We start from the raw sequence: 14,090 nt of genomic DNA on the forward strand, positions 1-14,090 counted from the left end.
CCCCGGACCGGCCTCGCTGAGCGGGGGCGCAGGGGCCGGGCTGCCGTCCGCGCGCTACGCCAGGTAACCTCCAGCTCATGTCCCGCCATGTCGCGATCGTCACCGATTCAACGGCCTACCTGCCGCCGCGGACGATGGAGCGTCACGGCATCACCGCGGTGCCCCTGACCGTGGTCCTCGGCGACCAGGCGCTCGAAGAGGGCACCGAGATCTCGACCCGTTCCCTGGCCCAGGCACTGCAGAAGCGGCGTTCCGTCACCACCTCCCGGCCCAGCCCGCAGGTGTTCGCGGAGACCTACCGCAGGGTCGCCGGGTCCGGCGCCACCGGCATCGTCTCGCTGCACCTCTCCGCCGAGCTGTCGGGCACCTACGACGCGGCCGTCCTCGCCGCCCGGGAGGCTCCGGTGCCGGTGCGGGTGGTGGACACCGGCATGGTCGCCATGGCCCTCGGGTTCTGCGCGCTGGCCGCCGCCGAGGCGGCGGAGGCGGGCGGCACCCCCGACGAGGCCGTCACCGCCGCGGAGAAACGGGCGGCGGGCACCTCCGCGTACTTCTACGTCGACACGCTCGACTACCTGCGCCGCGGCGGCCGGATCGGTGCCGCGCAGGCCCTGCTGGGCTCCGCGCTCGCGGTCAAGCCCCTGCTCCAGCTGCGCGGCGGGCGCATCGAACCGCTGGAGAAGGTCCGCACGGCGTCCAGGGCGATCGCCCGGCTCGAGGAGATCGTCGCCGACCGGGCGGGCGGCGCCGAGGTCGACATCGCCGTCCACCACCTGGCCGCCCCCGACCGGGCCACGGCGCTCGCCGACCGGTTGCGCACCCGTGTCCCCCGGCTGGCCGACCTGCACGTGAGCGAGGTCGGCGCGGTGATCGGGGCGCACACGGGACCCGGACTGCTGGGCGCGGTGGTCTCACCGAGGTGACGCCCACCCGTCCGTGACCGGTCGTCAGCTTCGCGGGTTCACTCGTGCGGGTGACGGAGTTTTCCACACCTGTGGAGTTGTCCCCGGAAAGCCAGCAAGATCATCGCGATCCGGCGGGATGTCCGATCCTCGTCGCATGGCACTTCGATCACGCTCCCGCACGACCGCCGCGACCAGCGGCCCCGGCCGCGGCCCCCGGTCCGACGGCCGCCTCCGGCACCACCGCCGCACCCGTCGCGACCCCGCCTCCGCGGAGGAGCTGCGCCGCCGAGCGGAACTGATCTTCGGTCAGTCTCCCGTGCCCCGGCGGGAGTCCGGACACGGGCCGCCGGGCGGGGAGCCGGACCCGCCGGACGGGCCGCCGCCCGGGCGCGTGTCCGCCGTGACGGCCGTGACGACGACGGTGACCGGGACCGCGCCGGGACTGCCCGTCCGGGCTGCCGCGTCACCGGCGGACGCCGGACCGCGCGGGGCTGCCCAGTCGTTCGCTCAGTCGTTCGCCCAGCCGGTCGCCTCGCCGTTCACGGAGCCGGACGCGGCGGCCGGGGCCGGCGCCGACGCGGGGCCGGGTCTCCGGCCGGGGTGGCGGGAGCGGGCCGGGCTCGCGGTGCGGGAGCGCCTGCCGGTGTGGGTGCAGACGCGGTGCGGGATGGAGCGGCGCGGCGTCGTCGCGCTCGCGGCGGTGCTCGCGCTGGCCGGGGCGTTCGCCGCGCAGCACTTCTGGGCGGGCCGGACCCAGACGGTGAGCGCCCCCGAAGTGGTGGGAGCCCGGGCCCCGTACGACACGGCGGCCGACGACGGCCGGCGCCAGCAGGCGGGCCGGGAGAGCGGACCGGGCCCGGCAGCGGGACCGGCCCCCGGACAGGCACCGGCGGATGCGTCCGCCGGTGGTGCCCCGGGGGCGCCCGCCGGCGAGGTCGTCGTGGACGTCACCGGCAAGGTCAGGGAGCCCGGGATCCAGCGCCTGCCGGCCGGTTCACGGGTCACCGACGCGCTGCGGGCGGCGGGCGGGGTGCGCCCGGGCACGAGCACCGCGGGGCTCAACCGGGCCCGCTTCCTGGTGGACGGCGAGCAGATCGTCGTCGGCGGTCCCGCGCAGGCGGCTCCGGCGCCCGCGGGGCCGGCCGGCTCCGGTGCGGCGGGCTCCGCGGCGGGCGCGGCCCCGGTCGCCCTCAACACGGCGACCGTGGAGCAACTCGACGCGCTGCCGGGAGTCGGACCGGTGCTGGCCCGGCACATCCTCGACTACCGCGCCCAGCACGGCGGCTTCCGCTCGGTGGACGAACTGCGCCAGGTCAACGGCATCGGCAGCCGCCGCTTCGCCGACCTGAGGAACCTGGTCCGGCCATGAGCCGACCGCACCCGGACGACGCGTCCCCTCCCATCGCCCTCCGCATCACCCCCGGCACCGCCGCCCGCCGGGCCGTGCACACCGCGTCCGGGAACCGGCGCGGCGCCGCCCACCCGCGCCAGGAGGGACCGGCCGACCTGCGCCTGGTGCCTCCCGCGCTCGCGGCCTGGGTCACGGCGGCGCTGACGCTGGACGCCACCCCGGTGTGGAGCGCCGGCATCGTGGCCGTCTGCCTGCTCGCCGGGATCGTCCTGCTCCCGGCGCGACGGCCGGCGCGAGCCGGGACCCGCCACCCGGGAATCGCCCACCCGGGAATCGCCCACCCGCGGACCGCCCACCCGGGAATCGCCCACCCGCGGACCGCCCACCCGGGGACCCGCAACCCCGGGACCGGGCGGACCCGGTCGGCCGCCCCGCGCGGACGGCTCCTCGCGTCCCGCGCCGCGGTCGCCGCCGTCCTCCTGTGCGTGGCCGGCGCCGCCGCCTCGGCCGCGCTGCACGGGGCGGACCTGCACCGGGGACCGGTGCCCGACCTGACCCGGCGGTACGCGACCGTGACCGCCAAGGTGGAGCTGAGCGGTGACCCCTGGCTGAGCCGGCCGCACATCCGGGGCGATCACGCGGCGCCGGTGGCCGTGCTGGCCCGGGCGGAGGTGCGGCGCGTCGAGGAGACCGACGGGAAGAGCGTGCGGACGCGGACGCCCGTGCTGCTGGTCGTCGACGCGGACGTGCCGCCGCCGGTGCACAGCGGCGCCCGGAGCGCGGGGGCCTCGGCCCGGGCGGCCTGGCTCGGGCTGCTGCCGTCCACGCGGCTGGCGGTGGCGGGGCGGCTGGCGCCCGCCCTGACCGCCGGTGACCGCACCGCCGCCGTGCTGCGGGTGCACGTGCGGCCGGTGCCCGAGGTGACCGGGGAGCCCAGCGGGCCCCAGCGGCTGGCCGGGCGGCTGCGAGCCGGGCTCAGGGAGGCGACGGACGGCCTGCCGGGTGACGCGCGGGCGCTGCTGCCCGGGCTGGTCGTCGGCGACACCTCACGGGTCCCGCCCGACCTCGACGACGCCTTCAGGGCGACGGACCTGACGCACACGCTCGCCGTCTCCGGCAGCAACCTCACCGTGCTGCTCGCCCTGCTCCTGGGACCGCCCGGTCTGGCCCAGCGGGCCGAGCGCCGTGGCCTCGCCCCGCGCCTCCGGCTCTCCCTGCGCGCGACCGCGCTGCTCGCGGCGGGGCTCACCCTGGGCTTCGTCGCCGTGTGCCGGCCCGACCCGAGCGTGCTGCGGGCCGCGGCCTGCGGGGCGGTCGCCCTGCTCGCCCTGGCCACCGGGCGCCGTCGCTCCCTGCTGCCGGCGCTGGCGGCGGCCGTGCTGCTGCTGGTGCTGTACGACCCGTGGCTGGCCCGCGGCTACGGCTTCCTGCTCTCCGTGCTGGCCACCGGCGCCCTGCTCCTGCCGGCGCCGCGCTGGAGCGAGGCGCTGCGCCGGCGCGGGGTGCCCGGACGCCTGGCGGAGGCGGTCGCGGCCGCCGGTGCGGCGCAGGCGGTGTGCGCGCCGGTCGTGGTGGTGCTGTCGGCCCGGGTGAGCCTGGTGGCGGTGCCCTGCAACCTGCTGGCCGAGGCCGCGGTCGCCCCGGCGACGGTGCTGGGGTTCGCGGCGCTGGCGGCGGCCCAGGTGGCCATGCCCGTCGCCCGGGTGCTGGCCTGGTGCGCGAGCTGGCCCGCCGGATGGATCGCCGGCGTCGCCCGCACCGGTGCCGCGCTGCCCGGCGGCGGAGTGGACTGGCCCGGCACCTGGCCGGGGGCGCTGCTGCTCGCGGTGGTCACGGTGGCCGTCGTGACGGCCGGGCGGCGGCTGTCGCGGCACCCGGGGTGGTGCGGTCTGCTCGCGGCGCTGCTGCTGGTCCTGGTGGTGCGGCCCGCGCCGCTGACCCGGGTGATCACGGGCTGGCCGCCGCCGGGGTGGCGGTTCGCGATGTGCGACGTCGGCCAGGGCGACGCGACCGTGCTCGCGGCGGGCGAGGGCGCCGGGGTGGTCGTGGACGCCGGGCCCGATCCGGCGCCGGTCGACCACTGCCTGCGGCAGCTGGGCATCACCCGCGTCCCCCTCGTCGTGCTGACCCACTTCCACGCCGACCATGTCGCGGGCCTGCCCGGGGTGCTGCGGGGCCGCTCGGTGGCGGCGATCGAGACCACCGGCTACGAGCAGCCCGCGGACCAGGTGGCGTTCGTGCGGAGGGAGGCGGCCGCGCACCACGTCCCGCTGGGCCGTGCGGTGGCCGGGCAGGAGCGGCGCTCGGGGCCGCTCGCCTGGCGGGTGCTGTGGCCGCCCGCGCATCCGGCATGGCCGCCGGACGGCCCCAACGACGCCAGTGTCGCCCTGCTCGCCCGCTCGGCCGGCCTGCGGCTGCTGCTGCTCGGGGACCTCGAACCCCCGGCCCAGCAGGCGCTGTCGAGATCACCGGAGGCCGCCGGGCTGGCCGGGGTGGACGTGCTGAAGGTCGCCCACCACGGCTCGGCCCACCAGGACCCGGAGCTGATACGGCTGGTCGCGCCGCGGGTGGCGTTCATCTCCTGCGGTGCCGGCAACCCGTACGGGCACCCGGCACCGGGCACCGTGGCGGCGCTGCGGGCCGGCGGGGCGGTGGTGCTGCGCACGGACCGGGACGGTGCGCTCGCGGTCGGCGGGACGGGCGGCGCGGGCGGCCGGATACGGGTGGCGCGAGACTGATCCCATGAACCCAGCCGAGTTGCGTCCGGACCGGACCGAGGCCTACCTCCACCGGATCGGGGTCGCGCGCGCGGAGCGGCCCACCGCCGAGTTCCTGCGCGAGCTGCACCTGCGCCATCTGCGCACGGTCCCCTTCGAGAACCTGTCGATCCATCTGGGAGAGGAGATCGAGCTGGCCCGGGACCCGCTGCTGGCGAAGGTGGTGGACGCGCGGCGGGGCGGCTTCTGCTACGAACTCAACGGCGCCTTCGCGATGTTGCTCGCCGCGCTCGGTTACCGGGTGCGGCTGCTGGCGGCGCGGGTGCACGGGGCGGAGGGGCGGCTGGGCATCCCGTACGACCATCTCGCGCTGCGGGTGGGGACGGCGGACGGCGGTGAGTGGCTCGCCGACGTCGGCTTCGGGGCGCACAGCCACTGGCCGCTGGCCTTCGCGGAACGCGGCGAACAGACCGACCCCGCGGGGGTGTTCCGGGTGGTGCGGGCGGAGCCGGACGCCGCCGGGGCGGGCGGTGGCGACGGGGCGGACGCCGGGGCCGGGGACCTGGTCGTGCTGCGGGACGGCGAGCCGCAGTACCGGCTGGAGACGCGGCCGCGGGTGCTCGGTGACTTCGTGGCCGGGGCGTGGTGGCACAGCACCTCGCCGCTGTCGCACTTCACACGGTCGCCGGTGTGCTCGCGGGTCACGGAGGACGGCGGACGCGTCACGCTCGGCGGGCGCGTCCTGACGACGACGGCCGCCGACGGAGCCCGGGCGGAGCGGGAACTGAAGAGCGACGAGGAGGTGCTGGCCGCCTACCGGGAGCACTTCGGGGTCGAGCTGGACCGGGTGCCGGTGGTGCGCGGCACCGGCCACTGAAGCGGTGCGGGGTGCCGGAGAATGGGGCGGTGAGCGATGTGAGACACGTACTGGTGCTGCCCGACCGCGACGCCGCCGAGGAGGCCGCGCACGCGCTCGGGGAGCGGTTCGGCACCGACGAGGAGCCGCGGCTGGTCCGGGACGCGCTGGCCGGGGAGGACGACGCCGAGGACGCCCAGTGGCTGCTGGTGCTGCGCGACGAGGCCGGGCGGCTGGACCCGGCGGAACTGGACGCGTTCGCGGCGCGGTGGGACGGCTGGCGCGAGGAGCCGTGACCCGCTGGGGCGGAGGCCGGGCAGGGGAGCGGGTCCGGGGCGTTGTCAGCGGGGCGTGGGATGCTTGTCGCGATGCCCAGGAAGACTGCGAACGACGACCCCCTCGCCCCGGTGACCCTGGCCGTGGGCCAGGAGGACCTGCTGCTCGACCGCGCCGTGCAGGAGGTGGTGGCCGCCGCCCGGGCCTCCGACGCCGACACGGACGTCCGCGATCTGACCGCGGACCAGGTGCAGCCCGGCACGCTCGCCGAGCTGACCAGTCCGTCGCTCTTCGCGGAGCGGAAGGTCGTGATCGTGCGCAACGCGCAGGACCTGTCGGCCGACACCGTCAAGGACGTGAAGGCGTATCTGGGCTCGCCCGCCGAGGAGATCACGCTCGTGCTGCTGCACGCGGGCGGCGCCAAGGGCAAGGCGCTGCTCGACGCGGCGCGCAAGGCGGGGGCGCGGGAGGTCGCCTGCCCGAAGATGACCAGGCCGGCGGACCGGCTGGCCTTCGTGCGCGGGGAGTTCCGGGCCCTGGGCCGCTCGGCCACCCCGGAGGCGTGCCAGACGCTCGTCGAGGCCATCGGCAGCGACCTGCGGGAGCTGGCGTCGGCGGCGGCGCAGCTGGTGGCCGACGTCGAGGGCACGATCGACGACGCCGTCGTCGGGCGGTACTACACCGGGCGGGCCGAGGCGTCGAGCTTCGAGGTGGCGGACCGGGCGGTCGAGGGGCGGACCGCGGAGGCGCTGGAGGCGCTGCGGTGGTCGCTGTCGACCGGGGTGGCGCCGGTGCTGATCACCAGTGCGCTCGCCCAGGGGGTGCGGGCGATCGGCAAGCTGTCCTCGGCGCGCGGCGGGCGCCCCGCCGACCTGGCCCGCGAGCTGGGCATGCCGCCGTGGAAGATCGACCGGGTGCGGCAGCAGATGCGGGGCTGGACGCCGGACGGGGTCGCGGCGGCCCTGCGCGCCGTCGCCGACGCCGACGCCGGGGTCAAGGGCGGCGGGGACGACCCGGAGTACGCGCTGGAGAAGGCCGTGGTGACCGTGGCCCGGGCGGCCAGGTCGCGCGGGCGCGGCTGACCGCTGGACGAGAACGGCGAGAACCCCGCCGCTCCTCCGGGGAAGGGAGGGGCGGCGGGGTTCTCGGTGTCATGCTCGCTGAGCCCGTACCCGCGTGGCGAACGCAGGCCGCGTACAGGCTCGGGGTGCCGGTCGGGAGCGGATGAGAGAGGGCCCGCTCTGGGTCCTTCCGGCGGTCAGATCAGTAGGAGGTTCAGCCCTTGAGGGTCGTGACCCTCGAAGCAAGCGCCGACTTCTTGTTGGCGGCCTGGTTCTTGTGGATGACGCCCTTCGAGACGGCCTTGTCGAGCTGACGCGCGGCAGCGCGCTGGTACTCGGTGGCCTTCTCGACGTCACCCGCGGCAGCGGCCTCGCGGGCCTTGCGGATCGCGGTCTTCAGGGAGGACTTGACGGCCTTGTTGCGCAGCCGCGCCTTCTCGTTGGTCTTGATCCGCTTGATCTGGGACTTGATGTTCGCCACGAAGGAGCCTTTTCAGGTTCTGGCACGGGTCCGCTCGGGTCCCGTACCGCGATTCGAAAACTTCCGACGTGCCTCGCGCTGAGAGGGCATGAGGCACAGCCATCCACAGTACCAGTGGTCGTTCGGGCGGCCCAAAACGGTCCCCGGTCGCCGCGCGTGGGACGATGGAGACTACGTATCGATCCGACCCGAGGCATAAGGCGCCTCAAGAGACAGGACCCTGCGTGCCCGCGACCCCTAACCATGTGCCCGAGCCGAGCCGTACCGCCCCGGCTCTGATCCGCAACTTCTGCATCATCGCGCACATCGACCACGGCAAGTCCACGCTCGCCGACCGGATGCTCCAGCTGACCGGGGTGGTCGAGCAGCGGCAGATGCGTGCTCAGTACCTCGACCGGATGGACATCGAGCGCGAGCGCGGCATCACGATCAAGTCCCAGGCGGTGCGTCTGCCCTGGGCCCCGACCGAGGGCCCCGACCAGGGCACGACGCACATCCTCAACATGATCGACACCCCGGGGCACGTCGACTTCACCTACGAGGTCTCGCGGTCGCTGGCCGCCTGCGAGGGGACCATCCTCCTCGTCGACGCCGCCCAGGGCATCGAGGCGCAGACCCTCGCCAACCTCTACCTGGCGATGGAGAACGACCTCACGATCATCCCCGTGCTGAACAAGATCGACCTGCCGGCCGCGCAGCCCGAGAAGTTCGCCGAGGAACTGGCGAACCTGGTCGGCTGCGACCCGCAGGACGTGCTCAAGGTCTCCGCGAAGACCGGTCTGGGCGTCGACGCGCTGCTGAACAAGGTCGTCAAGGAGATCCCGGCGCCGGTCGGCGTCGCCGACGCGCCCGCCCGCGCGATGATCTTCGACTCGGTGTACGACTCCTACCGGGGCGTGGTCACGTACGTCCGTGTCATCGACGGGCAGCTCAACCGGCGTGAGCGGATCCGGATGATGTCCACCAACGCCACCCACGAGCTGCTGGAGATCGGCGTCAGCTCGCCGGAGATGTTCCCGGCGGACGGGCTCGGGGTCGGTGAGGTGGGCTACCTCATCACCGGTGTGAAGGACGTGCGCCAGTCCAAGGTCGGTGACACCATCACCAGCCAGGCCAAGGGGGCCACCGAGGCGCTCGGCGGGTACAAGGACCCGAAGCCCATGGTGTTCTCGGGTCTGTACCCGCTGGACGGCTCCGACTACCCCGAGCTGCGCGACGCCCTGGACAAGCTCCAGCTCAACGACGCGGCCCTGGTCTACGAGCCGGAGACCTCCGCCGCGCTCGGCTTCGGCTTCCGGGTGGGCTTCCTGGGCCTGCTGCACCTCGACGTGATCCGGGAGCGGCTCGAGCGCGAGTTCAACCTCGACCTGATCGCCACCGCGCCGAACGTGGTCTACCGCGTCGTCATGGAGGACGGGACCGAGCACACGGTCACCAACCCCAGCGAGTTCCCCGAGGGGAAGATCAGCGAGGTCTACGAGCCGATGGTGCGGGCCACCATCCTCGCGCCCACCGAGTTCATCGGCTCGATCATGGAGCTGTGCCAGACCCGGCGCGGCACCCTCCTCGGCATGGACTACCTGTCCGAGGACCGGGTGGAGATCCGCTACACGCTGCCGCTCGCCGAGATCGTCTTCGACTTCTTCGACCAGCTGAAGTCCAAGACCCGCGGCTACGCCTCGCTGGACTACGAGCCCACCGGCGAGCAGACCTCCAGCCTGGTCAAGGTCGACATCCTGCTGCACGGCGACAAGGTCGACGCCTTCTCGGCGATCACGCACAAGGACGCGGCGTACGCCTACGGGGTGCGGCTGGTCGCCAAGCTGCGCGAGCTGATCCCGAGGCAGGCCTTCGAGGTGCCGATCCAGGCGGCCGTCGGCTCCCGGGTCATCGCCCGCGAGACCATCCGCGCCATCCGCAAGGACGTCCTCGCCAAGTGCTACGGCGGCGACATCTCCCGTAAGCGCAAGCTGCTGGAGAAGCAGAAGGAAGGCAAGAAGCGGATGAAGATGGTGGGTTCCGTGGAGGTTCCGCAGGAGGCCTTCATCGCCGTCCTCTCCAGCGACGAGAACGCCGGATCGGGCAAGGGCAAGAAGTAACCAGAGGTAACGGCGCGTTACGTCGGCATATCGCGCCGAACCCGGACAGGATCCGGGTGTCACCGGGGCCTGCCAGGCAAAACCTGGCGGGCCCCGCCGCGTGTCCGGGGTCGCTCTGTGTGGAAAGTGACGCCCGGTAGCCCCTTACGCGGTGGCCGGACGCGCCTTACCCTGATGCCTGCTCGCTAGTTACTCGTGAGTTAAACAACCGAGCGAGCGAACCCAGCCGCACTGAGCCGGCCGCACTGGCGCGGGCCCCCGGAGGACGTCGTGAGCGACACACAGACACTGATCGAGAACCGTCCGCCGTCCGTGGCGGCCCTCTTCCTGGAGCGAGTGGCGGCCACACCGGACGCCGAGGCCTACCGCTACCCCGTGCCCCCGGCCTCCGGCGAGGGCCCGGACGACTGGAAGTCGCTGACCTGGGCCGAGGCCGGCGAGCGGGTGTTCGCCATCGCGGCCGGCCTCATCGAGCTGGGCGTGCGGCCCGAGCAGCGGGTGGCGCTCGCCGCCTCCACCCGGGTCGAGTGGATCCTCGCCGACCTCGGCATCCTCTGCTCCGGCGCGGCCACCACCACGGTGTACCCGCAGACCAACGCCGACGAGTCGGCCTTCATCCTCGCCGACTCCGACAGCCGGATCCTGATCGCCGAGGACGCCACCCAGCTCGCCAAGGCGCGGGAGAAGCGCGCCGAACTGCCCCACCTCACGCACATCGTGGTCATCGACCCGGCCGGCGTGGAGAGCACCGAGGACGTGCTGAGCCTGGCGGAACTGGAGCGCCGCGGCGCCGCCCACCTGGAGCGGCACCCCGCGCTGATCAAGGAGAAGGTCGGCGCGATCACCAAGGAGCAGCTCGCCACCCTCATCTACACCTCCGGCACCACCGGCCGGCCCAAGGGGGTCCGGCTGCCGCACGACAACTGGTCGTACATGGCCAAGTCCATCGCCGCGACCGGGCTGATCAACGGCGACGACGTGCAGTACCTGTGGCTGCCGCTGGCGCACGTCTTCGGCAAGGTGCTCACCTTCGGCCAGATCGAGGTCGGCCACGTCACGGCCGTCGACGGCCGGGTCGACAAGATCATCGAGAACCTGCCGGTGGTCCGGCCGACCTACATGGCCGCAGTGCCGCGCATCTTCGAGAAGGTCTACAACGGCGTCGCCGCCAAGGCACGCGCCGGCGGACCGGCCAAGTACAAGATCTTCCAGTGGGCCGCCGAGGTCTCCCGCGAGTACGCCCGGGTCACCCAGGACAACTTCCGGCGCACCGGCAACGCCACCGCCCCGCTGGGCCTGTCCACCCGCCACAAGGTGGCCGACGCCCTCGTCTACGCCAAGCTGCGCGAGGCCTTCGGCGGACGGCTGCGCGCCTGCATCTCGGGCGCCTCCGCCCTCGCCCCGGAGATCGGCCTGTTCTTCGCAGGCGCCGGCATCCACATCCTGGAGGGCTACGGCCTCACCGAGACCTCCGCGGCCTCCTTCGTCAACCCCGGCGAGGCCTACCGCACCGGCACGGTCGGCAAGCCGCTGCCCGGCTGCGAGGTGCGCATCGCCGACGACGGCGAGATCCTGCTGCGCGGCCCCGGCATCATGGAGGGCTACCACGAGCAGCCCGGGAAGACCGCCGAGGTGCTGGAGAGCGACGGCTGGTTCCACACCGGCGACATCGGCGAGCTGTCCCCGGACGGCTACCTGCGCATCACCGACCGCAAGAAGGACCTCATCAAGACCTCCGGCGGCAAGTACGTCGCGCCCGCCGAGGTCGAGGGCCAGTTCAAGGGCGTGTGCCCGTACGTGTCCAACATCCTGGTGCACGGCGCCGACCGCAACTACTGCACCGCGCTCATCGCCCTGGACGAGGACGCCATCCTGGCGTGGGCCGAGGAGAACGGGCTGAGCGGCAGGCCGTACGCCGAGGTGGTGGCCGCGCCGGAGACGGTGGCGCTGGTGGAGGGGTACGTGGCGCAGCTCAACGCCGGGCTCCAGCGCTGGCAGACCATCAAGAAGTTCCGGCTGCTGCCGCGCGACCTCGACGTGGAGCACGGCGAGATCACGCCGAGCCTGAAGCTGAAGCGGCCGGCGGTGGAGCGGGCGTACCGGCACCTCATCGACGAGATGTACGCCGGGTCCCGGGAGGGCTGAGCCGCGGACCGGGGCCCCGGCCGGTCCGGCCCGGGCCCCGGCCCGGCGTGCGCTCGCCGGCCCGTACGCGCGCGGGTGCTGGCCGGTTGGCGCGCGGGTGGTGGCCGGTTGGCACACGGGTCGGACCGCTTTCTGCCCACTTCACTGACTCACCGCTTACGCACCCTTCCGGTCTGTCACCCTGTCCCCATCGGCCGGACTGTTCGGGGAGCGGGACATGGGGGTCATACCGACGCAGCGTGACGCGCCCGCGCCCGACGGCGCGGACGCCCGCGCGCGGGCGCACGCCGCGCTCCCGGGCGGCCCCCTCGCTCCCGGCGCGGCCCGCGCCCTGGTGCGCGCGGCGCTCGCCGAGTGGGCCGACCTGGGTGTCGTGGCCCCGCAGCGGCTCGTCGAGGACGCGCTGGTCGTCGTCAGTGAGCTGGTCACCAACGCCGTGGTGCACGCCGGCACGGACGTGGAGCTGGACTGGCGGGTGGAGGAGGACACCGGCGCCTTCGTCGTCGAGGTCGGCGACCACCACCCCTCCCGCGCCCCGCGTGACGCCGTCGACGACTCCCCGCCGCGGTACCGCACGCCCCCCTACGGCGAGTACGCGGACGACGGACGCGACCCCGGGTACGGTCCGGCCGACCCCCCGGAGTATCCGGAGTACGCCGAGCACGCCGAGTACGGCCCCGCCGATCACGGCCGCGGCCTGCGGCTGGTCGCCGCGCTCGCCGAGTCCTGGGGCGTCACCTACCGCACCGGCGCCAAGACGGTGTGGGCGCGGCTGCCCGCCGGGGGCGGCGCCGACCCCGGCCGGCCCGCCGAGCCGCCCGCGCTGCACGTCGCCCAGGTGCTCGCCCCCGAGCCGCCCCGGGCGGAGCGCGACCGGGACTGGCTGGGCCGGGGCGCGCTGTCCTTCCTCGCCGAGGCCTCCGACCTGCTCGCCGGACAGCTCGACGAGAATCTGGTCACCGCCCTCACCGGCCAGCTGATCGTGCCCCGCCTCGCCGACTGGTGCGCGATCTGGCTGGAGGACGAGGCGACGGCCCGCGGCGGCTGGGGCGACGGCGCCGGCGCGGCGGGCCCCCGGCCGGCCCGGGTCTGGCACGGCAGCGAGGACCGCATCGAGGAGCTGCGCCGCGCCCTGGAGAAGGACCCGCCGCGGCCCCGGGACGGCCTGCGCTCCGGCCCGGAGCCGTACCCCTGGCCCGGGGAGGCGCTCGGTGTGCGGGGCGGCCGCGGCACGGCGCTCGCCTACCGGCTGATCGCCGGCGGCCGGCCGCTGGGCACCCTGGTCCTCGGCCGCGACGGGCTGCTGGGCTTCCCCGACGAGATCACCGGGCTCGTCGAGGACCTCGGCCGCCGGGTGGCGCTCGCCATCGGCGCCGCCCGCCAGTACGCCCGCCAGGCCACCATCAGCGCCGTCCTGCAGCGCGGGCTGCTGCCCGGCGCCGTCGCCGAGATCCCCGGGATGCGCAGCGCGCTCGTCTACGAGCCCTGCGACAAGGGCGGCCCCAGCGGCGACTTCTACGACCTCTTCCCGGCGGGCGACGGCCGCTGGTGCTTCGCCGTCGGCGACGTCCAGGGCAAGGGCCCCGAGGCCGCCGTCGTCATCGGCCTCGCCCGGCCCTGGCTGCGGCTGCTGGCCCGGGAGGGCTACCGGGTCGCCGACGTCCTGGACCGGCTCAACCAGCTCCTCCTGGACGACGCCACCGAGGCCGCCGACGCGGCGGCCCGCGCCCTGGTCGCCGCCGGGGGCCGGCCGGTGCCGCCCGGGGACGGCCCGCAGACGCGTTTCCTCTCCCTGCTGTACGGCGAACTCGTCCCCTTCGACGGCGGCGTCCGCTGCACCCTCGCCTCCGCCGGGCACCCGCTGCCGCTGCTCCTCGGGCCCGGCGGCGACGTTCGTACCGTCGCCCGGCCGCAGACGCTGCTGGGCGTGGTCGAGGACGAGACCTACACCAGCGAGACCGTCGAGCTGCGGCCCGGCGACAGCCTGCTGTGCGTCACCGACGGGGTCACCGAGCGGCGCTCCGGCTCCCGCCAGTTCGACGACGGCGACGGCCTGGCGCGGGCCCTGGCCGGGTGCGCGGGGCTGAGCGCGGAGCGGATCGCGGAAAGGATCCGCCGCCTGGTGCACGACTTCGGCGGCGGCCTGCCGGAGGACGACCTGGCCCTGCTGGTGCTCCAGGCCGAGTGACCCGCGCCCCG

General features: G+C 74.9%; 10 protein-coding genes. 9 read left to right on the forward strand and 1 reads right to left on the reverse strand.

The features are described 5' to 3' along the window. The first annotated feature begins 77 nt into the window (after window positions 1-77). The 6 genes from ACZ6CZ_RS01675 to holA all read left to right on the forward strand — a co-directional run bounded on the left by ACZ6CZ_RS01675 (window position 78) and on the right by holA (window position 7,187). Window positions 78-923 carry a DegV family protein gene (locus ACZ6CZ_RS01675; protein WP_469013113.1) on the forward strand — a complete coding sequence of 282 codons (846 nt, stop codon included), beginning with the start codon at window positions 78-80 and terminating at the stop codon, window positions 921-923. A gap of 136 nt (window positions 924-1,059) precedes the next feature. Beyond that, window positions 1,060-2,274, forward strand: coding sequence for a ComEA family DNA-binding protein (locus ACZ6CZ_RS01680; RefSeq protein ID WP_469013116.1), 1,215 nt, complete (start codon window positions 1,060-1,062; stop codon window positions 2,272-2,274). Then, window positions 2,271-4,994, forward strand: coding sequence for a ComEC/Rec2 family competence protein (locus tag ACZ6CZ_RS01685; protein WP_469013119.1), 2,724 nt, complete (start codon window positions 2,271-2,273; stop codon window positions 4,992-4,994). Before ACZ6CZ_RS01680 ends, ACZ6CZ_RS01685 begins: the two co-directional genes overlap by 4 nt. A gap of 4 nt (window positions 4,995-4,998) precedes the next feature. Next, window positions 4,999-5,850, forward strand: coding sequence for an arylamine N-acetyltransferase family protein (locus tag ACZ6CZ_RS01690; protein ID WP_469013121.1), 852 nt, complete (start codon window positions 4,999-5,001; stop codon window positions 5,848-5,850). 29 nt (window positions 5,851-5,879) lie between these two features. Then, entirely contained in the window at window positions 5,880-6,125 is a 246-nt protein-coding gene (locus ACZ6CZ_RS01695; protein WP_469013124.1) for a hypothetical protein, read from the forward strand. A 72-nt stretch (window positions 6,126-6,197) separates the two neighbouring features. After that, entirely contained in the window at window positions 6,198-7,187 is a 990-nt protein-coding gene (gene holA / locus ACZ6CZ_RS01700; RefSeq protein WP_469013130.1) for a DNA polymerase III subunit delta, read from the forward strand. A 193-nt stretch (window positions 7,188-7,380) separates the two neighbouring features. Here the strand turns inward: holA and rpsT are convergent, their stop codons facing one another. Beyond that, window positions 7,381-7,647: a 30S ribosomal protein S20 gene (rpsT, locus tag ACZ6CZ_RS01705; RefSeq protein ID WP_469013134.1), complete on the reverse strand. Its 267-nt coding sequence runs from the start codon at window positions 7,645-7,647 to the stop codon at window positions 7,381-7,383. A gap of 224 nt (window positions 7,648-7,871) precedes the next feature. Here rpsT and lepA point away from each other — a divergent pair, with 224 nt between their 5' ends. The 3 genes from lepA to ACZ6CZ_RS01720 all read left to right on the forward strand — a co-directional run bounded on the left by lepA (window position 7,872) and on the right by ACZ6CZ_RS01720 (window position 14,079). Then, window positions 7,872-9,746 carry a translation elongation factor 4 gene (lepA, locus tag ACZ6CZ_RS01710; protein WP_469013138.1) on the forward strand — a complete coding sequence of 625 codons (1,875 nt, stop codon included), beginning with the start codon at window positions 7,872-7,874 and terminating at the stop codon, window positions 9,744-9,746. Between the two features lie 270 nt (window positions 9,747-10,016). Further along, window positions 10,017-11,891, forward strand: coding sequence for an AMP-dependent synthetase/ligase (locus tag ACZ6CZ_RS01715; RefSeq protein ID WP_469013142.1), 1,875 nt, complete (start codon window positions 10,017-10,019; stop codon window positions 11,889-11,891). Window positions 11,892-12,108: 217 nt separating this feature from the next. Beyond that, window positions 12,109-14,079 (forward strand): SpoIIE family protein phosphatase, encoded by a 1,971-nt coding sequence (locus ACZ6CZ_RS01720; RefSeq protein WP_469013145.1) that lies wholly within the window; start codon window positions 12,109-12,111, stop codon window positions 14,077-14,079. Window positions 14,080-14,090: the final 11 nt, after the last annotated feature.

Source organism: Streptomyces sp. NPDC041135 (assembly GCF_055592085.1).

Bases quoted from the DNA above. Each gene is read 5' to 3' on its own strand.
- ACZ6CZ_RS01675 (WP_469013113.1), top strand. From the start codon at position 78: ATGTCCCGCCATGTCGCGATCGTCACCGATTCAACGGCCTACCTGCCG.
- ACZ6CZ_RS01680 (WP_469013116.1), top strand. From the start codon at position 1,060: ATGGCACTTCGATCACGCTCCCGCACGACCGCCGCGACCAGCGGCCCC.
- ACZ6CZ_RS01685 (WP_469013119.1), top strand. From the start codon at position 2,271: ATGAGCCGACCGCACCCGGACGACGCGTCCCCTCCCATCGCCCTCCGC.
- ACZ6CZ_RS01690 (WP_469013121.1), top strand. From the start codon at position 4,999: ATGAACCCAGCCGAGTTGCGTCCGGACCGGACCGAGGCCTACCTCCAC.
- holA (WP_469013130.1), top strand. From the start codon at position 6,198: ATGCCCAGGAAGACTGCGAACGACGACCCCCTCGCCCCGGTGACCCTG.
- ACZ6CZ_RS01720 (WP_469013145.1), top strand. From the start codon at position 12,109: ATGGGGGTCATACCGACGCAGCGTGACGCGCCCGCGCCCGACGGCGCG.